Source organism: Virgibacillus byunsanensis (assembly GCF_042675965.1).
GTDB lineage: Bacteria > Bacillota > Bacilli > Bacillales > Amphibacillaceae > Virgibacillus_R > Virgibacillus_R byunsanensis.
On sequence record NZ_JBHTKJ010000007.1, the window covers coordinates 101393 to 128037 of the forward strand.

27 protein-coding genes, 1 pseudogene and 2 riboswitches are annotated in these 26645 nt (G+C 39.2%); of the genes and pseudogenes, 19 read left to right on the forward strand and 9 right to left on the reverse strand.

The window, feature by feature from the left end:
- Nucleotides 1–108: 108 nt before the first annotated feature.
- A complete protein-coding gene (locus ACFQ3N_RS02165) occupies nucleotides 109–1056 on the forward strand; it encodes a nuclease-related domain-containing protein (RefSeq protein ID WP_390359111.1) in 948 nt (315 codons plus the stop codon).
- Between the two features lie 198 nt (nucleotides 1057–1254).
- On the opposite strand, the gene ACFQ3N_RS02170 is transcribed toward ACFQ3N_RS02165, so the two are convergent.
- Together ACFQ3N_RS02170 and ACFQ3N_RS02175 are read right to left on the reverse strand one after the other, a co-directional pair.
- The gene (locus tag ACFQ3N_RS02170) at nucleotides 1255–1428 is read right to left on the reverse strand and encodes a hypothetical protein (RefSeq protein WP_390359113.1); all 174 of its coding nucleotides are present in this window, start codon (nucleotides 1426–1428) and stop codon (nucleotides 1255–1257) included.
- A gap of 137 nt (nucleotides 1429–1565) precedes the next feature.
- A complete protein-coding gene (locus ACFQ3N_RS02175) occupies nucleotides 1566–3107 on the reverse strand; it encodes a PucR family transcriptional regulator (RefSeq protein ID WP_390359115.1) in 1542 nt (513 codons plus the stop codon).
- 135 nt (nucleotides 3108–3242) lie between these two features.
- On the opposite strand from ACFQ3N_RS02175, the gene ACFQ3N_RS02180 reads away from it, so the two are divergent.
- The 9 genes from ACFQ3N_RS02180 (at nucleotide 3243) to ACFQ3N_RS02220 (ending at nucleotide 13727) form a co-directional block, all read left to right on the forward strand.
- Nucleotides 3243–4700, forward strand: coding sequence for a CoA-acylating methylmalonate-semialdehyde dehydrogenase (locus ACFQ3N_RS02180; protein ID WP_390359117.1), 1458 nt, complete (start codon nucleotides 3243–3245; stop codon nucleotides 4698–4700).
- 30 nt (nucleotides 4701–4730) lie between these two features.
- Nucleotides 4731–6071, forward strand: coding sequence for an aspartate aminotransferase family protein (locus ACFQ3N_RS02185; protein WP_390359119.1), 1341 nt, complete (start codon nucleotides 4731–4733; stop codon nucleotides 6069–6071).
- Between the two features lie 21 nt (nucleotides 6072–6092).
- Entirely contained in the window at nucleotides 6093–6392 is a 300-nt protein-coding gene (locus ACFQ3N_RS02190) for a YhdT family protein (protein ID WP_390359120.1), read from the forward strand.
- The gene (gene panF / locus ACFQ3N_RS02195; protein ID WP_390359122.1) at nucleotides 6389–7858 is read left to right on the forward strand and encodes a sodium/pantothenate symporter; all 1470 of its coding nucleotides are present in this window, start codon (nucleotides 6389–6391) and stop codon (nucleotides 7856–7858) included. Before ACFQ3N_RS02190 ends, panF begins: the two co-directional genes overlap by 4 nt.
- A 15-nt stretch (nucleotides 7859–7873) precedes the next feature.
- A complete protein-coding gene (locus ACFQ3N_RS02200) occupies nucleotides 7874–9097 on the forward strand; it encodes a M20 family metallopeptidase (RefSeq protein ID WP_390359124.1) in 1224 nt (407 codons plus the stop codon).
- Nucleotide 9098: 1 nt separating this feature from the next.
- Nucleotides 9099–10154, forward strand: a complete 1056-nt coding sequence (locus tag ACFQ3N_RS02205; protein WP_390359126.1) for a tartrate dehydrogenase — start codon at nucleotides 9099–9101, stop codon at nucleotides 10152–10154.
- Between the two features lie 12 nt (nucleotides 10155–10166).
- The gene (locus tag ACFQ3N_RS02210; RefSeq protein ID WP_390359128.1) at nucleotides 10167–10916 is read left to right on the forward strand and encodes an SDR family NAD(P)-dependent oxidoreductase; all 750 of its coding nucleotides are present in this window, start codon (nucleotides 10167–10169) and stop codon (nucleotides 10914–10916) included.
- A gap of 20 nt (nucleotides 10917–10936) precedes the next feature.
- The gene (locus ACFQ3N_RS02215; RefSeq protein WP_390359130.1) at nucleotides 10937–12379 is read left to right on the forward strand and encodes an aldehyde dehydrogenase family protein; all 1443 of its coding nucleotides are present in this window, start codon (nucleotides 10937–10939) and stop codon (nucleotides 12377–12379) included.
- 382 nt (nucleotides 12380–12761) lie between these two features.
- Nucleotides 12762–13727 carry an NERD domain-containing protein gene (locus ACFQ3N_RS02220; protein ID WP_390359132.1) on the forward strand — a complete coding sequence of 322 codons (966 nt, stop codon included), beginning with the start codon at nucleotides 12762–12764 and terminating at the stop codon, nucleotides 13725–13727.
- Between the two features lie 700 nt (nucleotides 13728–14427).
- Here ACFQ3N_RS02220 and ACFQ3N_RS02225 read toward each other — a convergent pair.
- The gene (locus ACFQ3N_RS02225) at nucleotides 14428–14763 is read right to left on the reverse strand and encodes a hypothetical protein (RefSeq protein ID WP_390359133.1); all 336 of its coding nucleotides are present in this window, start codon (nucleotides 14761–14763) and stop codon (nucleotides 14428–14430) included.
- Between the two features lie 402 nt (nucleotides 14764–15165).
- Here ACFQ3N_RS02225 and ACFQ3N_RS02230 point away from each other — a divergent pair, with 402 nt between their 5' ends.
- Both ACFQ3N_RS02230 and ACFQ3N_RS02235 read left to right on the forward strand, forming a co-directional pair.
- Complete coding sequence (locus ACFQ3N_RS02230; protein WP_390359135.1) at nucleotides 15166–15618, forward strand: tyrosine-protein phosphatase; 453 nt, start codon at nucleotides 15166–15168, stop codon at nucleotides 15616–15618.
- A 25-nt stretch (nucleotides 15619–15643) separates the two neighbouring features.
- Entirely contained in the window at nucleotides 15644–15895 is a 252-nt protein-coding gene (locus ACFQ3N_RS02235; protein ID WP_390359137.1) for a hypothetical protein, read from the forward strand.
- 40 nt (nucleotides 15896–15935) lie between these two features.
- On the opposite strand, the gene ACFQ3N_RS02240 is transcribed toward ACFQ3N_RS02235, so the two are convergent.
- Nucleotides 15936–16124, reverse strand: coding sequence for a hypothetical protein (locus tag ACFQ3N_RS02240; RefSeq protein WP_390359139.1), 189 nt, complete (start codon nucleotides 16122–16124; stop codon nucleotides 15936–15938).
- 129 nt (nucleotides 16125–16253) lie between these two features.
- Complete coding sequence (locus tag ACFQ3N_RS02245) at nucleotides 16254–17303, reverse strand: C40 family peptidase (protein WP_390359140.1); 1050 nt, start codon at nucleotides 17301–17303, stop codon at nucleotides 16254–16256.
- Between the two features lie 786 nt (nucleotides 17304–18089).
- Here ACFQ3N_RS02245 and ACFQ3N_RS02250 point away from each other — a divergent pair.
- Both ACFQ3N_RS02250 and ACFQ3N_RS02255 read left to right on the forward strand, forming a co-directional pair.
- Nucleotides 18090–18746, forward strand: a complete 657-nt coding sequence (locus tag ACFQ3N_RS02250; RefSeq protein ID WP_390359142.1) for a response regulator — start codon at nucleotides 18090–18092, stop codon at nucleotides 18744–18746.
- Between the two features lie 166 nt (nucleotides 18747–18912).
- Nucleotides 18913–19551 (forward strand): response regulator transcription factor, encoded by a 639-nt coding sequence (locus ACFQ3N_RS02255; RefSeq protein ID WP_390359144.1) that lies wholly within the window; start codon nucleotides 18913–18915, stop codon nucleotides 19549–19551.
- A 91-nt stretch (nucleotides 19552–19642) separates the two neighbouring features.
- On the opposite strand, the gene ACFQ3N_RS02260 is transcribed toward ACFQ3N_RS02255, so the two are convergent.
- Nucleotides 19643–19915 carry a hypothetical protein gene (locus ACFQ3N_RS02260; protein WP_390359145.1) on the reverse strand — a complete coding sequence of 91 codons (273 nt, stop codon included), beginning with the start codon at nucleotides 19913–19915 and terminating at the stop codon, nucleotides 19643–19645.
- 76 nt (nucleotides 19916–19991) lie between these two features.
- On the opposite strand from ACFQ3N_RS02260, the gene ACFQ3N_RS02265 reads away from it, so the two are divergent.
- Nucleotides 19992–20231, forward strand: coding sequence for a hypothetical protein (locus ACFQ3N_RS02265; protein WP_390359147.1), 240 nt, complete (start codon nucleotides 19992–19994; stop codon nucleotides 20229–20231).
- Nucleotides 20232–20568: 337 nt separating this feature from the next.
- On the opposite strand, the gene purF is transcribed toward ACFQ3N_RS02265, so the two are convergent.
- Nucleotides 20569–22023, reverse strand: a complete 1455-nt coding sequence (gene purF / locus ACFQ3N_RS02270; RefSeq protein ID WP_390359149.1) for an amidophosphoribosyltransferase — start codon at nucleotides 22021–22023, stop codon at nucleotides 20569–20571.
- A 474-nt stretch (nucleotides 22024–22497) separates the two neighbouring features.
- Complete coding sequence (locus tag ACFQ3N_RS02275) at nucleotides 22498–22698, reverse strand: cold-shock protein (protein ID WP_390359151.1); 201 nt, start codon at nucleotides 22696–22698, stop codon at nucleotides 22498–22500.
- 605 nt (nucleotides 22699–23303) lie between these two features.
- Between ACFQ3N_RS02275 and ACFQ3N_RS02280 the strand changes: the two genes are divergently transcribed.
- The 4 genes and pseudogenes from ACFQ3N_RS02280 (at nucleotide 23304) to ACFQ3N_RS02295 (ending at nucleotide 25210) form a co-directional block, all read left to right on the forward strand.
- The gene (locus ACFQ3N_RS02280) at nucleotides 23304–23444 is read left to right on the forward strand and encodes a hypothetical protein (protein WP_390359153.1); all 141 of its coding nucleotides are present in this window, start codon (nucleotides 23304–23306) and stop codon (nucleotides 23442–23444) included.
- Nucleotides 23445–23766: 322 nt separating this feature from the next.
- Complete coding sequence (locus ACFQ3N_RS02285; RefSeq protein ID WP_390359155.1) at nucleotides 23767–24033, forward strand: hypothetical protein; 267 nt, start codon at nucleotides 23767–23769, stop codon at nucleotides 24031–24033.
- Nucleotides 24017–24358, forward strand: a complete 342-nt coding sequence (locus ACFQ3N_RS02290) for a hypothetical protein (protein WP_390359157.1) — start codon at nucleotides 24017–24019, stop codon at nucleotides 24356–24358. Before ACFQ3N_RS02285 ends, ACFQ3N_RS02290 begins: the two co-directional genes overlap by 17 nt.
- 113 nt (nucleotides 24359–24471) lie before the next feature.
- Nucleotides 24472–25210: pseudogene (locus ACFQ3N_RS02295) on the forward strand (PTS transporter subunit IIC).
- 187 nt (nucleotides 25211–25397) lie between these two features.
- Here the strand turns inward: ACFQ3N_RS02295 and tenA are convergent.
- Nucleotides 25398–26093: a thiaminase II gene (gene tenA / locus ACFQ3N_RS02300; protein WP_390359159.1), complete on the reverse strand. Its 696-nt coding sequence runs from the start codon at nucleotides 26091–26093 to the stop codon at nucleotides 25398–25400.
- A gap of 144 nt (nucleotides 26094–26237) precedes the next feature.
- A riboswitch (TPP riboswitch) is annotated at nucleotides 26238–26333 on the reverse strand.
- A gap of 135 nt (nucleotides 26334–26468) precedes the next feature.
- Nucleotides 26469–26578: riboswitch (TPP riboswitch) on the forward strand.
- Nucleotides 26579–26645 lie beyond the last annotated feature (67 nt).

Sequence of the window (26645 nt, forward strand, 5' to 3'; positions counted from 1 at the left end):
GTTTTATAAGTTATTTGTAAAAAATATACGTAATATTGGTATTGTGCTATATTTATTTTATTGAAATATTTCCCGCTGTTTAATAAAAACTAAATAAAGGAGTAAATGATGATTATGAAAAAACGCAACAAACCTCTCCCCCTAGTAAAGCTGGATGCTATTATCCCAAGAACATCACCAAAATTTCCAAGACTACCTGATATGAAACAAGATGCTGCAAAACGTAATAAAGGTTACATTGGCGAGTTGCAGGTTGACTATCATCTGGATCATTTAGCCAAAAGATATACCATATTGAAAGATGTATACATGCGGATTCATGGCAAAAATGTTCAGATGGACACAGTTGTTATTGCGGAGCATACCATTTTTATAATTGATAGTAAAAATTACGACGGTACGATCACCTTCGACACGATCCTCAACCAACTAACCCGCAACGACGGCATGAAAGAAACAGGCTTCGAATATCCCATCACCCAAATTGAAAATCAACAACTACAACTTCAAAACTGGCTTCTAGACCACAATCTTCCTAACATCCCCGTGCATTTCTTCATTGCCATAAGTGATCCAAGCACCATAATAAAAGTGATTGGTGATCAGCAAGCAGTTGCTAAAGTTGTTGGGCACGGCGCACGTATACCTAGGATGATTCTAAATAAAGATGAAGAGATTGCTCAAACTGGTTCACCTAAACTACAAGTCAGCAAGATAGGAAAGATGATTTTGGCTGAGTGCCGGGAATTTGATATCGATATCATGGGGCAGTATAAAGTGAAGAAGTTGTTGCCAGGGGTGCAGTGTATGGAATGTGGGTATTTGGGGATGGACTGGATATATGGTAAGTGGGTTTGTAAAAATTGTACTAAAACATCCAAACATGCTCATGAAAAAGCGATAGCAGATTATCTACTATTAGTTAAACCATGGATAACTAATAAAGAATGCATGCGCTTTTTAAACTTAAAATCTAGAAGTGTAGCCACAAGAATTTTACAATCTAGTGGTCTACACTATCAAAAGGAACATAAAAGATGGATTAAAAGAAGGTAGATTTTCTGCCTCCGCAGAAAATCCTCATTTAAAAAGTGATCAAAAGCTGGAAGATGCGCGATAAAGGGTAAAAGCTGTGCAATAATCAGCTGATCCTATGCAATAACGGCCACAAGCTGCGCGGTAATGTCATTAAGCTGTGCAATAACGGCCTCAAGCTGTGCAATAACACATCAAACCTGTGCAACAGCCTGTATTTCAGTTCTTCAGAAGGTAGATTTTCTGCCTCCGCAGAAATTCATCATTTAAAAAGTGACCAAAAGCTGGAAGATGCGCGATAAAGGGTAAAAGCTGTGCGATAATCAGCTGATCCTGTGCAATAACGGCCGCAAACTGCGCGATAACGTCATTAAGCTGTGCAATAACGGCCATATCTTGTGCAATAACACATCAAACCTGTGCAACAGCCTGTATTTCAGTTCTTCAGAAGGTAGAATTTCTGCCTCCGCAGAAAATCATCCACTAAAACTAAATCAAAAGAACTCCAGCCGCGCTGGAGTTCTCACCTCTTACTCTTTAATTCCGTCTTCATAAGCATAAATAGCAAATTCATACATAAAGCGGTTCTGCGGCAGCTCAATATCGTAGTGTACTAACGAGGCTATCTTCTCCAGGCGGTGATAGAGTGTTTGCCGTACGATAAATAGTTCTTCTGCTGCTTGTTTTTTGGAGCATTGGTTCTTCAGGTAGATGTGCAAGGTGTACAACAGGCTGGAGCTGTTTTGTTTATCGAATTCTATGATTGGCCCGAGGTAGTCTTGTATGATGTCTTGGGTTTCTTGGTTATTTGCTAGGTTGCTTAATAGTCTGCTTACATTTAAGTTTTGGTATAGTGTGATGGTGCCTTTGTCTTTATTTTTTTGTAACCGGTAGGTTTTTTCTGCGGTTTTGTGGCTGTATGTTAGTTTGCTGTAATCAGTCACGAAAATCCCTACGCTCATGTAGTCAATTTTATATTTTTGGATGTCAGTTTTGTTTTGGTTTTTAATTTGGTTTATGGCGTTGTCGAATCGTTCGAATAGATCCGCACTTCCCATTTGATTAATCAATACGAAGATAAAATAGCTGTTCTTAAAGTCAGTCGTGGCATATAAATGAAAGCCGTGACTTCTTAAGGTGTCTCGTATTAAGAGCATGATGTAACTTAATGATCGGTTGGTGTTGTTATTTTGGCTGGTGAACGGGATCAACGCCATACTGATTTCATTTTGCTTGATGGAGTTATCCAGAAATTCCATCTGGTTGATGACGCTCTGGTGGTCTGCATTTTCACTAACAATCGAATGAATCCAGTCATTTTTCTCGATTTGCTGGCGTTCGATGTGTTGATATTTTAATAGTAAGGATTGACTGATAAAGTTGGCGCAGCGTTCGATCGCTAACTTTTCAAATTTCGATAGAAGGTGTTCTTTCTTTTTACAATAAAGGGCACCTATTTCGTTATTTAATACAAAAACGGATAGTTTCATCCAATTATCATCAGGTTGGACTCGAGCTGTTTGTTCAGGTGAACTCGAAAAAGGCTCATCGATTTGGTAAAATGTCACATTCAAGTTAATCGCATCACGAAGTATTTTCAAAAAAGCGTCTACTTCTTTATTTTCGTTCAGTGCGGTATTCAGATTGTTAAATAGGTTGTCCAATTCGTCCCAGATGGAGCCCTCAAAGTCGAGCAAGTATTTGTGAAGATCCATGGTAATATCAACGAATTTCACTTCTTCGTTAAATAGGATGATCGGCAGGTTGTGTGAATCAGCCGTGTTGATAAAAGCTGGTGATAAGGGAGTTGTTTTTGAATCAAGATCGATGCATAATGCTGCCACATTTTTGTCGATGATTTGTTTTAAAAAATAGAGGGACGTTTCTTCGTCTTTATTCCATTCGATTCCTGTTGTGAGAACTAATTCTCCTCCGTTAATTAAATTACTGCAGTCCGCTTTCTCAACAACGTGCACCCATTTGAAGGATCTTGTTAGAAAGTTGTTGCCTGAGAGGATTGTTATGTTGGAAAAAGATGGTCGTTTCACTGCTTCTTGCACGGTTATGCTCATCATAGTATCACCCTATTTTTGATTCGATTTGTCATTATGTTAGTTGAAAGCGCTTATAAATTTTACATTGTGTCTAATGCATTTTAATTGTTCTGCCTATATAATGAATTATAACAAATCAAGGGGGGATAAAACGTGACTTTTAAAATATCAGAAAATATAAATAACTATATAAATGGAGAATGGGTTGAATCAACAGGAGAGGATTCCCTACATGTGGTAAATCCTGCAAGTGGAGAAACATTAACGGTTGTACCTGTCTCAACAAAAGGTGATGTTGATCAAGCAGTTAAATCAGCAAAACGAGCATTCCATTCCTGGAGTAATACCCCGGTTCCAAAACGTGCACGAGTTATGTTTAAATACCAGCAACTTTTAATGGAGAATGCCGATGATTTGGCAAAAATTATTACAACGGAAAACGGCAAGACGTTTGCTGACGCCAGTGGGGAAGTGCAGCGAGGTATTGAATGTGTGGAATTCGCCGCTGGTGCTCCTGAGTTAATGAAGGGAGAGGTGATTCCTGACATTGCCCAAGGGATCGAGTCAACGATGTATCGTTATCCGGTCGGTGTTGTAGCGGGGATCACACCGTTTAATTTTCCGATGATGGTTCCACTTTGGATGTTCCCGCTCGCAATTGCTTGTGGTAATACATTTGTGTTAAAGCCTTCAGAGAAAACGCCAATCCTCGCTGCTAGATTAGTAGAATTAATGACGGAAGCGGGCTTACCTAAAGGCGTGTTAAACCTAGTTAATGGTGCACATGATGTGGTGAATGGCTTACTGGAACACGATGAAGTTGAAGCTGTATCGTTTGTTGGTTCGCAACCAGTTGCAGAATACGTGTATAAAACAGCAGCGCAATACGGTAAACGGGTACAAGCGTTAGCTGGAGCGAAAAACCATGCCGTTGTGATGCCAGATTGTGATGTGGAGAAGTCAGTAGATGGTGTTATTAATGCAGCGTTTGGCAGTGCTGGTGAGCGTTGTATGGCCTGTTCAGTTGTCGTTACAGTTGGTGATATTGGCGACACCTTTGTCGAAAAGTTAAAAGAAAAAGCGGATCAGCTAAAAATGGGTGATGGCCTGGAGGCTGAAACCACACTTGGACCGTTAATTCGAGCAGACCATAAAGACAGAGTGTTAAACTATATTGATCTTGGTGAAAAAGAATCAGCCAAATTGATTCGTGATGGAAGAAAAGATACGGCTAGCAACAATGGTTATTTCCTTGGGGCTACTATCTTTGATCATGTAAATACAGAAATGGCAATTTGGAAAGATGAAATATTTGCACCAGTTCTCAGCGTTATCCGTGCTGAAACGTTAGAAGAGGCGATCGCGCTTACCAATCAGTCAGATTTTGCTAATGGCGCCGTAATTTATACAGATAGTAACAAAGCAGTACGAGCATTTAAGGAAAATATCGATGCGGGAATGGTTGGGGTCAATGTTAATGTACCCGCACCAATGGCATTTTTCCCATTCTCCGGTTGGAAAAATTCTTTTTACGGCGATTTGCATGTAAATGGAAAAGATGGTGTTAACTTCTTTACCAGAAGAAAAATGGTTACGTCTCGTTACTTTTAAAAAAATCCCAGAGTAAAGCGAGTGATGTACATGGAAAGGGTAGGCAAAAGTGTAGCATCTAATCATAGTGAAACAGATGAAAAATATCTTTGGCATCATCTAAAACCGTATAATCCCGAAGCTACAATGATTGCAGAATCATCAAGTGGTGCTTGGGTTACGACTGATCAAGGGGAAACCTTCTTAGACGGAATGTCTGGTCTCTGGTGTGCCAACATTGGTTATGGCAGAGAAGAACTGGCACAAACCGCCTTTGATCAAATGAAGAAACTCAGTTATTTTCCGCTGTCACATTCACATCAACCAGCCATTGATTTAGCTGAAAAAATTAGTGATTGGCTTGGCGGAGATTATGTTGTATTTTTTTCCAATAGTGGTTCAGAGGCAAATGAATCCGCATTTAAGATTGCTAGACAGTACCATCAGCAAACAGGGAATAAAGGAAAATATAAATTTATTTCCAGATACAGAGGGTATCATGGCAACACGTCTGCAGCGCTAGCAGCTACTGGCCAGTTTCAACGGAAATACTTATATGAACCACTCGCACCTGGATTTTTACATGTACATCCTCCAGATAGCTACCGGGATGAACCGTACGTAGATCGGGCAAACGAAATGGATCTGATGATGAAGTATGAAACGAGTGAATCGATTGCCGGTGTTATAATGGAACCGATCATTTCAGGGGGAGGTATTTTAATTCCACCTGATGATTATATGACAAAGGTGAAGAAGATTTGCGAGGAGCATCATGCGCTATTAATAGCAGATGAAGTAGTTTGTGGGTTTGGTAGAATGGGAGAGAAATTTGGCCATCAGCATTACGGGGTGAAGCCTGATATTGTTACGATGGCAAAAGGGTTAACAGGAGGCTACTTACCTCTATCAGCTACTGCTGTACGAAGGGATATTTACGAATCGTTCAACGGAGATGGGGAGTTTGACTTCTTAAGGCAAAATAATACGTTTGGCGGTCATCCCGTATCTTGCGCAGTAGCATTGAAAAATCTGGAAATTTTAGAGAGAGAAAATCTAGTAGAACAGTCAAACGTACTAGGTGAAAAGTTATTAACGGAATTGAAAGAATTGGAAGCAATGAACAACGTTGGAAATGTGCGTGGCAAAGGTTTAATGATAGGTATGGAACTCGTGACAGACAAGATGAGTAAAGAACCAATTGACGTTGAAAAAGTGAATCAGGTTATCGCTGCATGTAAGAACAGAAACGTCATTATTGGTAAAAATGGTGTGACGGCTGCAGGGTTTGATAATGTGTTAACAGTAGCCCCACCTCTTTCGATAACCGATCAAGATTTAGTATATATAGTTAAGGTTCTAAAAGAATCTGTAACAGAAGTACTAACTTAAAATAAGAAAGGAGAAAGTTACATGAATGTGAAGCGTAAAAATAATGATTTTCGTTTTGATGTGGCCCACCGGGAAGCGCTGATAGGTTGTGCATTAGCTGCGTTTAACATTATTTGGTGGTACGGGTTTGCTTATGGAATGGGATCAAAACCGCCAGAGGAATATGCGTATGTATTTGGTTTTCCAGCCTGGTTTTTTTATAGCTGTATCCTAGGATTTCTTGTAATGGTTGCATTAGTGTTTATCGTCGTTAAATTTGTACTAGTAGAAGTTCCTTTTGATGCACAAGAAAAAGAAGATGATGAGGTGAATTCGGCATGAATTGGGGAGTAATTATACCGTTAATTATATTTTTAATGATCGTTTTTGCAGTTGGTATATGGTCTAACCGCAAGATGGCTTCCTCCAAATCATTTCTTAGTGATTATTTTCTAGGAAGTCGTGAATTTGGAGGTCTCGTGCTCGCGATGACCATGGTTGCTACATATGGTAGCGCATCCAGTTTCTTAGGTGGACCGGGTGCCGCGTATTCCATAGGTTTAGGCTGGGTACTCTTGGCCATGACACAAGTAGCAACAGGTTATTTTGTCTTACTTATTTTAGGTAAAAAATTCGCCATTGTAACGAGACGCTATAACGCGGTTACATTGATTGATTTTTTGAAAGAAAGATATAAAAGTAAGACTGTCGTATTGCTATCATCTGGTAGTATTATTATATTCTTATTCTCGGCAATGGCTGCCCAGTGGGTAGGTGGAGCTTACTTAATTCAAACCTTAACTGGCATATCGTACACGAGCGCATTATTTATTTTCACGATATCCGTTTTAGTGTATGTCATTATTGGTGGATTCCGTGCGGTTGCGATCACCGATACGATTCAAGGGATTGTTATGTTCTTCGGGACGTTGATCCTGTTGATCGCGGTTATTATTGCAGGTGGCGGGTTATCGAATATCTTTGCTGACTTAGTTGGAGAGAACCCTAACTTAGTAACACCTTATGGACAAGACGGTCAACTGACTGGTTTATACGTGTCCTCCTTCTGGATACTGGTTGGTGTTGGGGTTGTCGCACTGCCGCAGGTTGCCGTGAGGGCGATGTCCTATCGTGATTCGAAATCGATGCATAAAGCAATCATGATCGGGACGGTTGTTGTCGGGTTTATTATGTTGAACATGCACTTAATCGGTGTATTCGCAAGACCAGTTATGCCAGGAATTGAGGTAGCTGATCAGGTTATCCCGTTAATTGCCTTAGACACGTTACCACCTTGGGTAGCTGGTATTGTACTCGCCGCACCACTTGCAGCGATGATGTCAACAGTCGATTCATTGCTACTATTAGTTAGTTCTGCTGTTGTGAAAGATGTGTACATTAACTACATTAAGCCAAAAGCATCGTATGACCATGTCAAAAAAGTGAGTATGGGCTTCACAACGATTATTGGTGTTATCGCCTTTTTACTAGCGATCAATCCACCTGATTTGCTCATATTCTTAAATCTATTTGCATTTGGTGGACTTGAGGCAGCATTTGTTTGGCCGATCGTCTTAGGTTTATATTGGAAGTTTGCCAATAAACACGGGGCAATTGCTTCGATGGTTACAGGGATTGGGTCCTATATAGGTATTCATTTCTATAATCAGGAATTCGGTAATTTACTAGGTGTTCACACGGTAACCGTACCTGTTTTCTTATCACTCGTAGCATTTATTGTCTTCAGTATTCTATTTAAAAAAGAAGCATATGAATTTCCAACACAAACACTCAAACAAGAGGCATAAGGAGCGTATTAAATCATGAATGTAACCAAAGAAGATCAAATCAAGAGAGACTACGAACGTGTAGTCTCTCTTACACAACAACTCGTTCGAATCAAAAGTGTATTTCGCCCGGAAGACCCAGAAGCAAACGAAGAAAAGGTTGCTAATTTTGTTGCGAATTATTTACGTAAAATTGGCATTGAAGTGCACATGGAAGAAGTGGCACCAGGACGTCCGAACGTGATTGGTGTAATCGATTCTGGAAAGCCAGGTAAAACGTTATTATTTGAAGGGCACACAGATGTGGTAACAGAAGGGGATCCGTCCAGTTGGAAACATGATCCGTTTGGTGCTGAAATCATCGAAGGAAGAATGTATGGCCGTGGCACAAATGACACAAAAGGAAATCTTGCCTGCATGATTACCGCTGCCCAATCGCTTGTAGAAGATAAGGAATCCTTTACTGGAAAAATCATTCTGTGTATCCCCGTTGATGAAGAAAGCATGATGCTTGGGATTAAACACTTTATCAATCAAGGATGGGCAGATGATGTCGACGGGGCGATTATTTGTGAACCAGAAGAAAATCAAATCTGTGTCGCACAACGCGGAGCATTACGTATTAAAATTACCGTTGTTGGGAAAATGGCGCACGGTGCTATTTCCTGGAGTGGTGTGAACCCGAACTGGCGCATGGCTAAGATTATCACAGCACTTCAGCAGTTGGAACAAGAAGAACAGGCAACACACGGAGAGCATAAATATTTAAAATGGCCAAGCATTACACCAACCATTTTACAAGCACCAGTTAAAGGGGATGCCCAAATTAATGTGATTCCAGAACGTTGTATGACGACATTGGATATCAGAACCGTTCCCGATCAAGATCATCAGGATTTAATCAAAAAAATCGAACAAATCTTTACTGACTTAAAAGCGGATGATAAAGATTTCAAAGTGGAATATGAAATTATCGAAGACCGTCCAGCGACAGAAACCGATAAAAATCAACCTGTTGTCCAGTCCGTTTATAACGCTGTAAAAGATGTATTAAATGAAGAACCAAGGTATAATGGCGTACCAGGTGCGACAGATGGCACATTCTTACATGTCCACGGTGTACCAATCGTGACAATCGGTGCTGGGGATAGGGATATTCCACACCAAATAAATGAATATGTAGCGATTGATGAACTCGGAACCACAACCCAAATATATCGCAAAGCAGCACTTGATTTTCTAAACGGAGATGGTAAGTAACATGACGTACAAAATTGCCATTATCCCTGGAGACGGAATTGGAAAAGAAGTGATGACACAAGCAGTTAAAATGCTGGATGCGATAACAGCTCATGAGTCGATTGACATTGTCTATGATCAATTTGACTGGAGTTCAGAATACTATTTAGAGCATAATCGCATGATGCCAGAAGACGGTTTGGAACAATTAAAAGGCTATGACGCTATTTTATTTGGTGCGATTGGTGACGCCCGGGTACCTGACCATGTGTCCGTCTGGGAATTAATCATGCCAATTAGAAAGTCATTTCAACAGTATGTGAATTTTCGTCCTGCTAAACTATTAAACGGGATTGAAAGCAAGCTTAGAGGAGATAAGCCGATCGATTTTGTCATTTTAAGAGAAAATGCAGAAGGTGAATATTCAAATGTTGGCGGATCCCTGTTTGAGGGCGAAAATCGAGAAATGGCCATTCAAAATACGGTTATGACTAAGCAAGGTATTGAGCAAATCACCGAATTTGCCTGCAGGTATGCAAGGGATAATAACTTAAAAAAAATAACGAATGCGACTAAATCGAATGCGATCATCCATACGATGCGGTTCTGGGATAAAACAGTGGAAAATGTAATGGAACAAAACAAAGATATCGAGTATGAAAAATATTATGTTGACGCACTGGCTGCCTATTTTGTGCAACGACCAGAAGACTTTGAAGTAGTACTCGCGTCCAACTTATTTGGTGATATTCTATCAGACTTAGGTTCTGCGATTGTTGGCGGACTCGGGATTGCCCCATCAGCTAATATTAATCCAGCAAAAGAATTTCCATCCATGTTTGAACCAGTTCACGGGTCAGCACCAGACATAGCTGGACAAGGAATCGCAAATCCAATTGCACAAATCTGGTCACTGGCACTTCTGTTTAATCATTTAGGCAGAAAAGATATCCATGATAAAATTCTCTCTTCAATTGAGGAATTATTAGTTGAAAAATCAACGCTCACTACCGATTTAGGTGGCACTGCAACAACCGAACAAGTCGGTGATAAATTAGTCAAGATACTTTATACGTAATGGAGTGTTAACATGTCAGTAGAAAATAAAACAATTGTAGTAGCAGGTGCTGGTGGCGGCATGGGCAAAGAAATCGTCCGATTATTATTAGCAGATAAAGCAAATGTTGTCGGCTGTGACATAAATGTTGAAGGTCTCTCGGAATTTCAAACAGAAGGTAATTTTCTCGCATTACAAGGTGATTTACTGGATGAAGCGGTTGTAAAAGACATGTTTGATCAAGCGAATACCACATTTGGCGGGATAAATGGGCTTGTCAATGCAGCGGGTATTGCCCAGCGCGCAACACCGATTGAAGAAGTTAGCTTAAAAGCGTGGCACAAAATCATGAATTTAAACATGACGATGGCCTTTTTAACGTGCCGGGAAGCGGTCCGATATATGAAAGAAAACAAGGCAGGATCAATTGTTAATATCGGATCGGTTTCAACGACCAGACCAAGACCTGGTTTACAGTCATACGTTGCCTCCAAAGGCGCAATTGAATCATTCTCAAAAGCCTTAGCGCTGGAGTTAGCACCAGATAAAATAAACGTTAATATATTACACCCAGGTCCTTGTGATACGAGTATGCTGGAGCAATTTGCAAAAGAAGGCGCCAATATTGATGAAGTTAAGGATAGTGTATTTAAACAGAGTGTACCATTAGGCGAGTTACTAACGCCGATTGATATCGCCAATTCTGTCAAATTCCTACTATCTAATGAAGCTAAAATGATAACAGGAACCGTCATGCATGTAGACGGTGGCAGAAGCGTATAACGTGGTTAGGAGGTAAGTTAATGAAAAATATGAAGATGTATGTGAATGGGAAATGGGTGGAAAGTTCGAACAACGACCGAATTGATGTCAAAAATCCGTCCAACGGTGAGGTGATCGCAACGATTCCCCGGGGACAAGCTGAAGATGTTAATGCTGCTGTCCAAGCAGCAAAAGTAGCTTTTCAAAGCGAGGAATGGCGTAGTGTTAAAGCCTTCGAACGGGGACGGTTATTAAATAGAATCGCTCAAAAAATTATGGATAATCGAGATGAGTTAGCAAGACTAGAAACAATGGACGTCGGAAAGCCCTTAGCACAAGGCTATGCAGACATCGATGCAGCAGTAAGATACTTTGAATTCTATGCTGGTGGAGCAGATAAAGTAATGGGAGACACAATTCCGATTGAGGACGGGCTGATTGATTACGTGGTCCGTGAACCAGTAGGGGTAACAGCTCATATTGTTCCCTGGAATTATCCAATCCAAATCCTGTCCAGAAGTGTAGCAGCAGCCATTGCAACGGGTAATACCGTAGTCGTTAAAAGTGCAGAAGACACACCGAAGACAGCAACACGAATTGCAGAATTCTTTGACGAGCTGGACATACCGGATGGCGTGTTTAATCATGTGACCGGATATGGATATGAAGCAGGCGCAGCCCTGTCCTCACATCCGGAAATCAACCATGTTACCTTCACCGGATCCGTACAAACAGGAACAGCCGTTGCCAACGCAGCAACCAAAAATGTCGTTCCTGTAACACTGGAGCTTGGTGGGAAATCACCTAATATCGTCTTTGCCGATTGTAATGTCGAAAAAGCAGTTGAAGGTGTTGTCAAAGCAATCATTCAGAATGCCGGTCAAACCTGTTCTGCCGGATCGAGGTTACTTGTTGAAGAGTCATTTAAGGATGCGTTCCTGGAAAAAGTAGTCGATCGTTTTAAAGCATTAACCGTTGGCCCAGCACTAGAGGATAAAGATCTCGGCCCCATCTTAAACGAAAAACAGTTTAATCAGATTATGAAGTTTATCGAACTAGCGAAAGAAGAAGGAACAATCGTGACTGGCGGAAACCAAGTGTCGATTGAAAACGCAGAAAACGGATGTTACTTGGAGCCAACGATCATCGATAACGTATCGACCGATAGTAAAATCGCCCAAGAAGAAATCTTCGGCCCAGTCCTATCCGTATTCACGTTCAAAGACGACGGGGACGCTATTAGTCTCGCGAACAGTACAGAATATGGTCTCGTCACCGGAATATGGACCCAAGACATAAGCCGAGCACACAAACTCGCAAGCCGAATCGACTCCGGCCAAATATTCGTCAACAACTACGGAGCAGGCGGTGGCGTCCAAATGCCGTTTGGCGGATATAAGAAAAGTGGATTCGGCAGAGAGAAAGGCTGGATCGCTTTGTATAATTATACGCAGGTGAAGAATGTGGCTATTAAGTATGATTAGTAGTTGTGGGGAGGTGTCTATCAGGTTTGATGATAGGCATCTTTTGTTTTTTTAATAATGGATTTTCTGCGTTAGCAGAAAATCATCCTTCTCGAATTAGGCGAAAGAACTCCAGCTCGCTGGAGTTCCACCTTATTGATTGTTGAGGTGGCGCGCGAGTTTTTGGCAATTGCGCGCGACTTTGATCGTCTACCGAGTGAGAAATCTAGTAAGGTGCGCGAGTTTTAGAGTATTGCGAGCGACAAAATGACAATGGTGAGCGACTTTGTGAACGCCCTGCGCGACAATCATGGAAAGTGGCGCTACTTTAACTTTATTTAAGATAGATAGTTTAATAGTAATATGCTATAATTCTTAAAACTAAATAAAAAAGGAGCTTATCATGAACATTCGAAAACGGCCAAAACCAATCACTCTAGCAAAGATTAAAGCAGCTAATCGCAGGATCTCACCGCATTTCAAACGTAGGAATGATCTGAAAAAGGAGGAAGAGAATCGAAAGAAAGGATATCTCGGCGAATTACAAGTAGATCGATATGTAAATAATTACTTCGCTCCAACATACACAGTACTCGAAGACTTATGCTGGAAAGTAAACGAGTTCACCACCTGTCAGATAGACACCACCATCACCACACCTCATGCTTTATTTTTCCTGGAAGTTAAAAACTACACTGGTACGGTCACATTTGATACCAACTTCAATCAACTTATCCGCTCAGACGGTTCGAAGGAAATCGGCTACCGCTACCCCATTACACAAGCAGAAAACCAGAAATTCAACCTTCATAACCACCTTGTTCATAACGGCTATCACAACATACCCATATACTACTTTGTTGTCTTCAGCGATCCAAGCACCATCATAAAAGTAATAGGCGATCCTGAAAAGATTACTGACCTTGTTATGCATGCCGAGAGTATGCCACAAAAGCTAATGGCAATAGAGGAGAAAATTAAGCTGCAAGGCAATAATAGAATACCTCACCAGCAGATCGGGCAAGCGCTATTAAGAAAAAGTGTAGAATTTGATTTTGACGTGTTAGGTGAGTATGGTGTGAGTTCGCATGACATCTTAACAGGTGTATCATGCCCAGCGTGTGGAACACTTGGGATGGAACGTATTTATGGAAGATGGGAATGTAAGCGATGTAACCATCAATCAAAGAATGCTCACCTATATGCAATTGAAGACTACCTGCTATTAGTTAGGCCATGGATCACAAATAAAGAATTCATGAAATTCACACACATTACATCCCGCTACATAGCAACCAGACTACTTCAATCAAGCGGCCTCTATTATGATAAGAAACACAACAGATGGATAAAAGATAAAAGAAGGTAGATTTTCTGCCTCCGCAGAAAATCATTGATCTATTTAATGATAAACATGCAGTACCCTGGAAAGTAGCGCGCACCGGCTTAAAAGTCACTCGGCATCTGGGGAAAGTGGCGCACCCCAGTATGAAAGTCACTCGGCATCTGGGGAAAGTGGCGCACCCCAGTATGAAAGTCACTCGGCATCAGGGGAAAGTGGCGCACCCCAGTATGAAAGTCACTCGGCATCAGGGGAAAGTAGCGCACCTGAGCAAGAAAGTCACTCGGCATCTGAGGAAAGAGGCGCACCCCGGCTCAAAAGTCACTCGCCATCGGGGGAAAGTAGCGCGCACCGGCTTAAAAGTCACTCGCCATCGGGGGAAAGTGGCGCGCACCGGCTTAAAAGTCACTCGGTATCTGGGGGAAGTAGCGCACCCCGGCTAAAAAGTCACTCGGCATCCGGGGAAAGAGGCGCACCCCAGTAAGAAAGTCGCTCGGCATCTAAGAAAAACGAATTCGGCAGAGAGGAAGGTGGGATCGCACTTATAATTATACGCAATTCCACAAATGTGGCTACTAAGTATGACTAGAAGCTGTGGAAGATGTCTATCTTTTTGATATAGGCATCTTTTCTGTTTTTCTAGTGATGGGGTGGTGTGCACTAAAGTAAAAAAGCTTACTAAATTAATTGATTTAGTAAGCGAAAATCAAATATATATATGTTGCTCTTATCGTATAAAGCCTCTCAACTCATTCTCATTTTCTTTACTAGTTTTCTTTTTAGATCTTTTTTGTTTCCTCTTTTTCTTCACATTCTCGGTCTTAAGAGGTGCACTGCTTTCAATGCTCTTCTCCTTTGCTTTACGTCTAAATAATCTGAAAAACCATCCTAAAAACTTAAATGGTAGTTTTATAATCCAGAGTATGCTAACTAAACACCATAAAATAATTGCGAGTATATCAGATACAAAACTCCAAATTATTAATAGAACACCCTTAAGATATAACCAGATAAAACTTAAAAAACCTAATACGAGCAAAATTCCAACTAGAGCTTCTAACATTTGTCCCTCTCCCCTATTTAATAATATGTAATGTTTCGTTTAGACAAATACTGTGATTCTTAGCTGGAATGCATTCATGAGATGTATAGTTAATATTTATCTAGTTTTTAGGTAATCTTTTTGTCGAATAGTGACTATTGTATCACTTTATTTCCAAAATGTGTAATGTATTTATTCTGGGTTGATTAGTGCTATGTAGCTAATGGTGTTTTTATATATCCGAATCAAGTGGTTCTGATTCAATATTTGGGTTTACCAGACCCATGCACTAACATCCCCAATAAAATTGGATAATATTAACGTTTCTCTATTCCCTGGATTGAAATACTAGTACATACTCTGTAACCTTATTTCATACCATTTATATAGACATGTTATTAGTCTACCTAATATAGGGGTGTTGTGGATGACGGTTCTCAGACGCTAACGGAGAGCTTAGCGATAGAACGAACTGCTGCAGAAAAGGGGATTCATAAAATTATTGCGACGCCGCATCATAATAATGGTGTGTATATAGATAAGGGTTCGAACATCTTAGGGTTGGTGGGATATCTTAATGTTAAGTTACAAGAGGAGGGTATTCCAATTGAAATATTACCGGGGCAGGAAACTCGTATATACGGAGGTTTTCTGGAAGGGTTAACAGATGGGAGTGTACTTCCTTTAAACATAGATAGTGGGTATGTTTTTATCGAATTACCAACCAGTCATGTGCCACAATATGCGATACAGCTACTATTTGATATTCAAATTCAAGGATACAAGCCGATTATCGTGCATCCGGAGCGGAATCAAGAGATAATGGAGAATCCGAATAAACTATATCTTATGGTGAAAAATGGTGCTTTAACTTAGGTGACCGTATCTAGACTTGTTGGGCATGCAGGTACGAAAGTTATCTTATCAGTTGTTAGATGCTAATCTTATTCATTTTGTAGCGTCTGGTGCACATACTCTAAAAAAAGGTGGACTTTTCCTGCGTGAAGCTTATAGAGAGATTGAAAAGCATTCCGGTCATGAGATAGCATGCCAACTCATGGAAAACAGTGAAGCGCTTCTAACTGGTCAACCAATTAGCAAAGAAATGCCAGAGAGAATTAAAGTGAAAAAATTATGGAGCATTGTGCTTTGAATGTCTAGAAGGTAGATTTTCTGCCTTCGCAGAAAATCATTCATCTAATAATGATAAACAGACAGTGCCAAAAGTAGCACGCCACGGCAAGGAAGTCGCTCAGGGTCAGTCGAAAGTGGCGCGCTCCATCAAGAAAATCGCTCAGCGCCAGCGGGAAGTAGCGCGCCTCGGCAAGGAAGTCACTCCGCACCAGTAAAAAGTAGCGCGCCTCAGCAATAAATTCACTCAACATCAATAAAAAGTAGCGCACCCACTCCACCCCACCCCAAGCACAAAACTCGCACAACTCATAAATTCAGAAATCCATAACACAAACAAAAGAACTCCAGCCCCCGCTGGAGTTCCTCCTCATGATCCACTAGTAAAATCGCTTAAACCCATCAAAATGCTTCTTCCAATATGAGTTACTTAAACTAGTAATCTGCACGCCACTTGAGCTGGAGTGGATAAACTCGTTATTTCCTAGATAGATTCCCATGTGGGAGATTCCTGCTTTGTAGGTGTTCTCGAAGAATACGAGGTCGCCTACTTGTGGTTTGTTTACATAGTGTGAACGGTCGTAGTAGCCTGTGCTGCTTAGACGTTTAATGTCCTTACCTGCTTGTTTGTACGTGTAAAAGATAAAGCCACTGCAGTCGAATCCGTTTGGTGTTGTGCCGCCCCATGCGTAGACTGTACCGTTCACGCTTTTGGCAACGTTGATTAACTTCGAAACATTATAGTCGACGTCAGCTGATGGCTTTTCGCTTGTGCTATCTGAACTAGAACTAGAATCTGATCCAGCAGTCCCGCCAATGTTTAACTTCTGTCCGATTAATATCAGGTCTGAGCTCAAGTTATTCCACTTCTTCAGGTTAGCGACTGAAACACTTTTACGAGATGCGATCGCTGATAGGGTGTCACCTGATTTAACGGTATATACACTTGATGAGCCTACTTGCTGATCGTTTGAATCTGTATTCGATGAACTCCCAGAACTAGAACTTCCAGGTCCAGCTGACTTCGATACGATAAACTCATTCCCTGGAAAAATCAGTGTAGAGTCTAACTTATTCCATTTCATTAAATCTGATAGAGATACTTTATAGTTGGAGGCGATGGCGCTTAATGTGTCACCACGCTTTACGGTATATGTAGTGTTGTTAGTAGTTTGATTGTTAGATTGTGTAGTAGATTTGGTTGTTTGTTGTTTATCTGTTTCTAAGACTTGGTTTGGGAAGATAATATCACTAGTTAGGCTGTTCCATGATTTTAATTGCGAAACGCTAGTATTATGCTTTTGTGCTATTAACCATAGTGAATCCCCACTCTTTACCTGATAAGATGCTGCTTCTGCGTCTGCTGCAAAAAATGCTGAGGCAATTACTGTGCTGGCTGTCACTGACATGACTATTTTCTTGTTGTTCAATTAGATAAGTCTCCCTTCATAATCCCCTGTATTCTATCCGTGAAGTAAACGGAAAGTAGTATAATTATAACTATTTATGTCGAACTATAATAGATTGATATAACATATTTAATATATTTGTAATAAAATTTAGTGAATTTATAGTCTATAGCTAATGTGACAAAACTAACATCCAACTGATCTTAGATATAGTATACTTACCATGAATGTGATAGTAAGAAAAATATTATTTCGGGAATCAAAGTTTCTGCTTGTAATAACTTGTCGAATTCTGATAGAGTGAAAATAGTAACATTATTCGAAAAAATTATCTATTATCACATAGGGATGCTACTTCTTGATAGATATATTATTCATATTTCTCTAGAGTACATAATACAACTAGCATGCACTTGAAGATTATACGAATGTTGCTTGAGAAGGTTGTACATTTTATTGCATAGCCTATATTGTATGATATTTATGAGAATTGGTTTACGACTCCTAAACACTTCAATGGAGGAAATCGATCATGCTGTAGGTAACACAGCCTAAGAAGATAGGATTCATTAGTGTGATGCCTGTGTTTTACTATTCTATTAATCTATAATCTGTACGTATGACAAAAAATAACTGAAGATTCTACAATTTTACCTAATAGATTTAAAAAGGCTTGCACACCTAGGTACTCCTATTCGTGTTGATGGTGTAATTTTTTTACATCTTAATTATTTTGGGGTGGATTAGGGAACTCTATAAAGACGAGGTGTATTTACTAAACCATCAATCTAGGAAGGGGATGGGAATATGATAAACGTAATGCTAGTAGAAGATCAACGATTGTTTCGTGAAGGCGTCGAAGCGTTAATTAACAAAACTGATGATATACAAGTGATCGGGATGGCAGAAAATGGGGAAACGGCTATCGAGCTAGTTGAAAGAAAAGTACCAGATGTTATTCTCATGGATATTCATATGCCTAACTTAGATGGTATAAAAACAACATCATATCTAAAAGAAAAATATCCCAATATAAAAATTGTTATGTTAACAACAGAAGCCGATGAGGACAACGTGATTCGGGGTATTAGTGTCGGAGCAGATGGATTTTTGTTAAAAGGTCTTTACTCAGATAATTTGATTCGGTCGATTCGCGATGCACAACGGGGGCAGATTGTATTCTCAGGTGAAGTTGCTAAAATCCTTGCTTATAAAATAAGAGAATTGACGATGAGTGAGAAGCAGATTTTAGCAAAACGTATAGAAAATAAAGGTTTTTCATTTACAAATAGAGAATTAGACATCGCTTATCTGATTATGGAAGGGAATACGAATAAAAGTATTGCACAAAAGCTTTTTCTAGGTGAGGGAACTGTGAAAAATTATATAAGCGAGCTATACCATAAGCTAGAATTAGGGAATCGAAAAGAAGCAGAAAATTACTTTCAAAAATTATTGAAATAACAAAATAACTTAATCATAAAAATGACTTTAGTTTCCAAAAGTCACTAAAATTCATGACTAGCACTTTAGTAGTATTAGATTGAATATCTGCGAAAAGTTCGACGAAATTCACATACTTCGCATAAAAATTTAATACAGGCAGGTTTTGTATATGGTGGAAATTTGTATGATAGGTAATAATAAAATGACATGGCGAGCTATGATTGATAATCAATCAGATATGAAATGTTTAGGGGAGTTTTCGTATACGAACAATTTAGCGAAAATCATTATGGTAACAGATCCCAACCTCTTAATTTTTGATATTGATGGTATACATAAGGCCGAATTGTTAGATGAATTTAATCAGTTAAAAAGAGTAAACCCTAACATAAAGGTAGTTGTTTTTGCCAGTTCAATGGAGGAAATGGATTTACTAAAATTCATAGAAGCCGGGGTTGATAGTTTTATTTTAAAAAAGAACAGCTTTGAACAATCTCTACCAGGTGTGATTCGATCCATAATGAATAATCAATTTATATTGCCGTATGAAATCACTCATTCCTTGATGTCAAGAATCATAGAGTTACAGATGACAAACAAAGATCTGTTTGTTCAAAAACTCTTTAAAAACAGCATTTTTCTAACAAGACGTGAAACTGATGTCGCTTATTTTATGAAGCAAGGTCTTAAAAATGGCGATATTGCCGATAGACTTCAAATAAATAAAAATACGGTGAAGGTCCATGTTAGCCATATATACAGCAAATTAAAAAACAAAAAGCGTAATGAAGTTGTTACATATTTTCAAGAAATGTTTTGTTAGGGACACATATAGTTTTTCACTTAAGTAGTGACACACACCTAATAAAAATAAGAAGGAGCAATTCAGAAACTAGGTGAATAGATTTTAAGGTTTATAATATATGCTTTTTGCTATTAGTAATGTGAATGTATTTCGCAAGTGAAAAGTGAGCCATTTCGCAATTTAATTTGGAAAAGGGGTCAGACCCTCCGGAAAGACAAAGTGTTGATTTACCCGTGGTGGAAGGGCTGTCCTTACGCTTCTGCTCTATAAACCAGTCTGGTACTACTTCCTTCACCCCTGCACTATACGAAGACTTCTGAGTCCGGCGAAACGCCACTTCATCTGCTTGCACTTCCTCAACACTGGAAATCTCCTTCTTCACCCATGCTTGCAGGATTCCCTTCACATAACCCCAGTATACTAGTTAAAGGAATTTCTAATGCAGAAGGAATATAGATATGCTGGTAAAGCAAGAGCAAGTGAAGGTACAGAGCGGGTTGCGCGATCAGGTTGCTGAACGGGATGAGGTGGCAAAGTTGAAGAAAATTCGAGCAAACTATTCAGAAACACGACAAAATATAGAACAAATCCAAATAGACGGGAAAGGCAAGGAAGAAAAGGGGGGTCTATTATTACATTGTACCCGAGGAAGAGCGGACAAAGCAATCGGAGACGCTAAAGAAGCACTTGAATATTGAGTAGTGGGACCTGGGGACAAAACCCCTCGAAAAAAAACAAAAAATAATAATGGGACATAGGGTACAGTTCACAGACACTGCGTCCAGGTCGTAACTACATAGCATGGTGAGCGGTTGACCATCTCTCCTGAAAAGGGAGGTGGTAGAATGATGACATATGAAACATTAAGCTTAGCAGCTCAATTTTGTTTAACATTATTAGCTGCACTTATACTCGTTGTAACTATTGTCGTCTTCCTAAACAAATAGAGATAACCGTCCCAAGATACAAAGATACAGGGAACAGCCCCTCCCTGTGGATAATTCAAAGTACTACTAATATTATTCAATAACTTGACTAGGACTCTTTATGCCTTTGAACGGTTATTTCTTTTTCTAATGATTTTAGATAGTCTGCTTCGTAGTCATATAATGGCGTTGGGTAATCTCCTGTGAAGTACGCCATGCATAAGCCGCCATAAGGAGCGTCAAAGTTTAATCCGATTGAATCTACAGTTCCAGCAACACTTAGGAATACCAAGCTATCGGCACCAATGATTTCTCTGACTTCTTCAACGGAATGATCCGCCGCAATCAACTCGTGACGATTTTGAATGTCAATTCCATAGAAAGATGGGAAACGCAGGGGTGGTGAAGAAATTCTTACATGCACCTCTGTTGCTCCAGCGTCACGTAGCAATTGAACGATGTGTTTGCTGGTTGTGCCTCGAACGATGGAATCATCGACCATGACGACTTTTTTACCTTTCACAACTCCTCTAACGGCTGATAGTTTCATACGTACGCCTAGCTCACGTAATTCTTGTGTTGGCTGAATAAATGTTCTAGCAATGTATTGGTTCTTCACTAATCCCATTTCATAGGGAAGACCACTTTTTTCAGCATAACCACTTCCAGCTGATAAGGAAGAGTTTGGTACACCGATAACGATATCCGCTGCTGTTGGTGCTTCCTCTGCTAAAGTACGTCCCATATTTTTACGTGCCGTATGTACGTTGACACCAGCAATATCAGAGTCTGGACGCGCAAAGTAGATGTATTCCATTGAGCAAATAGACATCATTGTATCTTCGGTATATTTTTCAATTTGGTAACCATCATCGTTTACAGTAACAATTTCTCCAGGTTCAACGGAACGAATAAACTCGGCGCCAACGACGTCCAATGCACAAGTTTCACTTGCTAGTACATACGCTCCGTTTGACATTTGTCCGATTGATAGTGGTCTAAAACCATTTGGATCCAGAGCGCCAATCATTTCGTTAGGCGTTAGAATTAAATAGGCAAAAGCTCCTTTGACCTTATTCAAACTTTCTTTAACGCGCTCTATTAAGGTTTCTCTTTCACTACGACGAATCAAATGTATCAAAATTTCAGTATCCGAATTCGAATGAAAAATTGCCCCTTCATCTTCTAATTGTTTTCGTAACGTAGTTGCATTAATAAGGTTTCCATTATGTGCTAAAGCTAATTCTTCATCATGAAATTCGAATAGGAAAGGTTGGGTATTTTGAATTCCATTGCTTCCTGCAGTATTGTAGCGAACATGACCAATTGCCGCTTCACCTTTTAAACGATCAAATTGACGATCGTCTTTAAACACATCTGTTAGAAGTCCTAAATCACGATGTCCTTTTAATTTCCCTTTATTACTCGCAACTATTCCGGCACCTTCTTGACCTCTATGTTGTAAGCTGTGCAATCCGAAATAGCTCAATCGTGCAGCGTCTGGAATACCCCAGACACCAAATACGCCACATTCTTCGTTTAAGCTTTTGACTTCAGTAACCAAGGAATAGCCCCCCTTTCAAAATGAATAACATCTATTTGTCTTTTTACCGTTATTCCCCCCACAATTAATTCTCTAACCTATTTTCATAGGAATGTTTTATATGCTTTTGATAAGTCGCGTTTGAGTTGGTCTAATTTTTGGCTGCAGCGTAGGGTATCCTAGCTATCTAAGCTAGTTGAAACAACAATTAGAATTAATTCTTGTTTCAACTGTTGAATCCTACCGTCTAGTCTATCCATCTCTTTTAACATCACACAAATTCACATAATTATTGTGCGTAATAAAACATTCTTTTATTCCATAAAACCAAAGAATTCAATCAATCCCTTTAAAGTAAACAAACGCATGTCTTTTAAGGAAGTACGCCCTTCAAAAAAAGGGTGGTTTGAATAATACACCATCTTGTTGTTTTACTTAAGCAAACTAAAAGTAAAAAAGCTCTTCTCATATGAGAAGAGCTTTCATAATGTTTATTTATACTTTTTCAACATTTGCTGCTTGTGGTCCGCGGTTACCTTCTTCAATGTTAAAAGAAACTGCTTGACCTTCATCTAATGATTTGAAACCGTCGCCTTGAATTGCTGAGAAATGTACGAATACATCATCTCCACCTTCAACCTCGATAAAACCGAAACCTTTGTCTGCCTTAAACCATTTTACTGTACCGTCACTCATAAGAAAATTCCTCCATGTACTATATAGCACGTCTATTACTTTTTGGTTCAAGATAATAATTCAAGACGATGATAATCACTAGAAAGCTATTACAAATATCTTGTTTTGCTAAAACGAACATCAATAAGTTAATCTTATTAAAACACTTAAAAGGAATATAGATAGCCTTTTTAAAATATTTATAAAAAAGGTTACGAGGCCAATGGTTTAGGCCCTTGGTGCTGGGCTCTTCTATTTTTGATTATTTAAAGCTGAAGGGTGGTGCTTATCGTTAAAAAGATGAAGTGCTATATATATAAGGGTTTATAACTTAATGGATAGGGTTTGTAAATAGTGTTGTTGTTGATTAGTTAGTGGGTTGTTGGAGATTAATTCCTCAATGAAACGCATCGGTGTCAGCTTTGTTGGGTATTACAACTAGAAATTCCAAACACCAGGCCATCTATTTCAAGATCGATTTAAAATGTAGAAACAGTGAAGTACTTAGTGACTGTCGTAAGATATATTCACCAAAATCCTGTCAAAGCAGGAATTGCCAAACGCGTTGATGAATGGAAATGGAGTAGCTGCCTTGGATACTACTTGATGGTGATTTTATTTTAAGGATGTTTTCTACGGATAAAATAACTACCAAAGAAAGATTCAAAGCATTTAATGAAAAAATAACTAATGACCAGTGTCTAGAAGATCATGCGAAAAGAAGATTAACAGATGAGGAAGCAAGAGAGATTAGGAGCATCTCCTAATTTAGTTTTCAAAGCATAGGAAGCGAGGTGCCGTTCTATTGCTTCGGTTGTATTTAGAAATAGCAGGAAGTACAAGAAGCGTCCCCATGCTGAAAAAGGGTAAAGAAGGACACAATGACAAGACTAGAGTAGGAGGGGATAAAAAAAGCAAAGTAAATATGTTAAAATGAAATAATACTAGGAAGGACGTATAGCAGAAATGGAAGAACTTTAAAATAGCTGATGATTGAAGGTCTGTAATGTAGGAACTCTTGTTTTATGTCTATATAATTATTGCTCAGCAGTTGGATCCAATAAACTAACTAATAAGGGAGTTGTTTATGTGTCTTTTTTTAGCAAAGATGTTGAAAATGAGCTTTTGGAAGCTTTAGATAGAAAAGACGAAGTGATGTTCATTGTAAATGGTAAATTAATTTCAATTGAAGCAGAAAACAAACCGCTAAAAAGTAAAAAAGCAGAGTCATTGGCTAATCAAATTGAAAAGAATCCAGAATTAAAAGCTTCATTGAATAGATATATCAAAAATCCAAATATGCAGAAATATACTAAAGACGAATTAAAAGGAATCAGACATGCGAGAAGGGAATAAGTTTAGGGTATTATTTACAGAAGAGTTTATTTTATGTTTAGATCATATTCAAGACTTCTTCGCTAACCAAAACCAGGAAGTATTGGAATGGTGGTATCAAAAGGAAGATGAAATAATCGATTATATCTCAGATTTACTTTCTATTTATCCTCTTACTGGTGTAGAACTAACTAGTGGTCCATTTAAAGGACTTCGACAATTAACTTACGGTAAAAGTAGACATAGGATGTTAAATTATGTGATTTATTATGCTGTGTATGTAGACGATTACCGTGCTGATGTTATTAACATGTTACCAACACGCTCAAAGAGAAAAAGAGTATAGTAGTTTTCATAAAAATTTTTCTTAGTTTTTCACGACTAGCTGAACGAAGTATCCCTTTAAGTATTCACCTTCATGCATAACGCCTCATAACTTAACCCTCTCATCTCGATTTAATCTCTTCCCGATTTTTTCAATGGCCAGTTGGTCTACTGGTTCAAAGAAAGAATACTGCAGATGTCGTATCAGGAACACTGAAAACGATAATGGGGTTTGTGATTCTTGGTGCCGGGGCAACGGTAATTGTTCAAGCGCTTGGGAAATTTAGCAGTATGTTTAATAAAGCTTTTGCTGTAGATGGGGTTATTCCAAACAATGAAGCAATTGTAGCCTTAGCACAGGAGGCTTTTGGAACAGAAACAGCAATGATTATGCTATTTGGTATGATCGTAAACATAATTTTAGCTAGATTCCGTCTGCTGGAAATGCGGTGATAATTGGCTTTCTATTTAGCTTTATTGCCGGATTGATTAGTATGTTCTTCCTACCTATTCTTGGCCTTAAGTTATAGTGCCAGGGTTAGTTCCTCACTTTTTCACAGGTGCAGCAGCTGGTGTGTTTGGTAATGCAACCGGAGGCCGTAAAGGTGCAATCTTTGGTGCAATGGCCAATGGTGTTCTATTTAGCTTTTTACCTGCATTACTGTTACCGGTCTTAGGGTCATTAGGCTTTGAAGGTACAACGTTTGGTGATGCAGACTTTGGTGCAGTCGGTATTGTACTTGGAAACTTGATCAACTTAATTGAATCAAACATGCTTGTATCTGCTTTGATCTTAATTATCCTGGCAGCATTATTCACCATTGGATGGAAAACCAGCGCCAATGGAGATAAGGATAACACTAAAGTAGCATAATTTGCCAAAAAACCCACTATTCTTTTGGATAGTGGGTTTTTGGCACTTTTAAAATATATAAAAGCTTAAAGGTTAAAAAAGTAAGTAAAAATAGGACTTTCGCCATTAAAAACATGGCAACAAGCATTACTAAGCAGGTAGAAAAGTTTAAAACTTGTCGACTGCATAAGTTATAATTTTTATTTTATTATTTTCTTGGAACTCCAGTACTACTTTTTCGTTCTGACATCCATACTTCTCTTGTGTACGCCATCTCCCAGAAAGCAAGCTCGTACTCTTTTGCAATAATAAATTGTTCTTTCATTTTTTCTTTTTCCTGTTCACTCGCATCTTTTGCTATGTTATTCAACAGGTCGATTTGATCCTGGGTGGATGTATGAAACCACTCACTGGCATACATACTAATCCAATTTTGGTAGATTTTTTCTGTTGGTTTTGCATCCTGATATGTTTTGCCAATATCTGCATACAGCCAGTAGCATGGAAGTAGTGCAGCAATCGTCTGCCCCAGGCTGCCTGAAAGGGCTGCCCGGTATAAGTGAGCTGTATAGGCATATGCAGTTGGTGCTGGTTTGAACTGCTTTATTTCTTCGTCTGTAATGTTCAAGATAGTTGCATGTTCTTTATGGACAGTCAGTTCTGCCTCTGCTGTAAGTTTCGCTTTTTCAGCAAGCATGGCAGTAATCTGGAAGTCTTCTGTCTGCGCTGCTGCCAGGGCATGTACTTTTCCAAAATGCTTTAAATAGTAAATATCCTGAAGAATAAAATACTTGAATGTTTCCAGTGGTAAATCTCCTTTTACCATACCTACAACAAAAGGATGGTTTAAGCTTTGTTCCCAACTGTTTTTGGTTACCTCTCGTAGTGTGTCTGTAAATTGCATACAAAATACCTCCTCTTTAGTTTGTTTCCGACTGATTGAGGAGGAAAGAAAAGTACTTAAAGATAAATTCATCTATTTTAAGGTTAATAAATTAATCCTATGATTCTATCGCTATCTAAAGAGATGGACAGATTGGATGAATGGTTAAGTGACTTTCCACTTCCCTCCGCTGGTATTGGCCAGATCAGGTTCTAAGGGTTTTATAGTCTCAGCCTTTAACAGGCTCCCCTAGCGGAAACGATTAATGAAATTATCTGTTCAGCATATCATATGAAAAAACAAAGTCAACTATATTTGGGAGCGCTTATTCTCATTAAACACTTGAATTTTAGCACTATCTGTGTCAAAGTTAATACTGTATTATTAGTTTAATAGTATTGAATGTAGGGGGACCAGTGTTGCTGGTTGAGATGGTATCCGTGAGATGCAGACCCTTGGAACCTGATCTGGTTTAAACCAGCGTAGGGAACATATATAATGTGAATGTGACTATATATGTGCTCTAGGCTTAGCCTGGGGCATATTTTACGTGCGCTAAGCAGTATGTTCCTC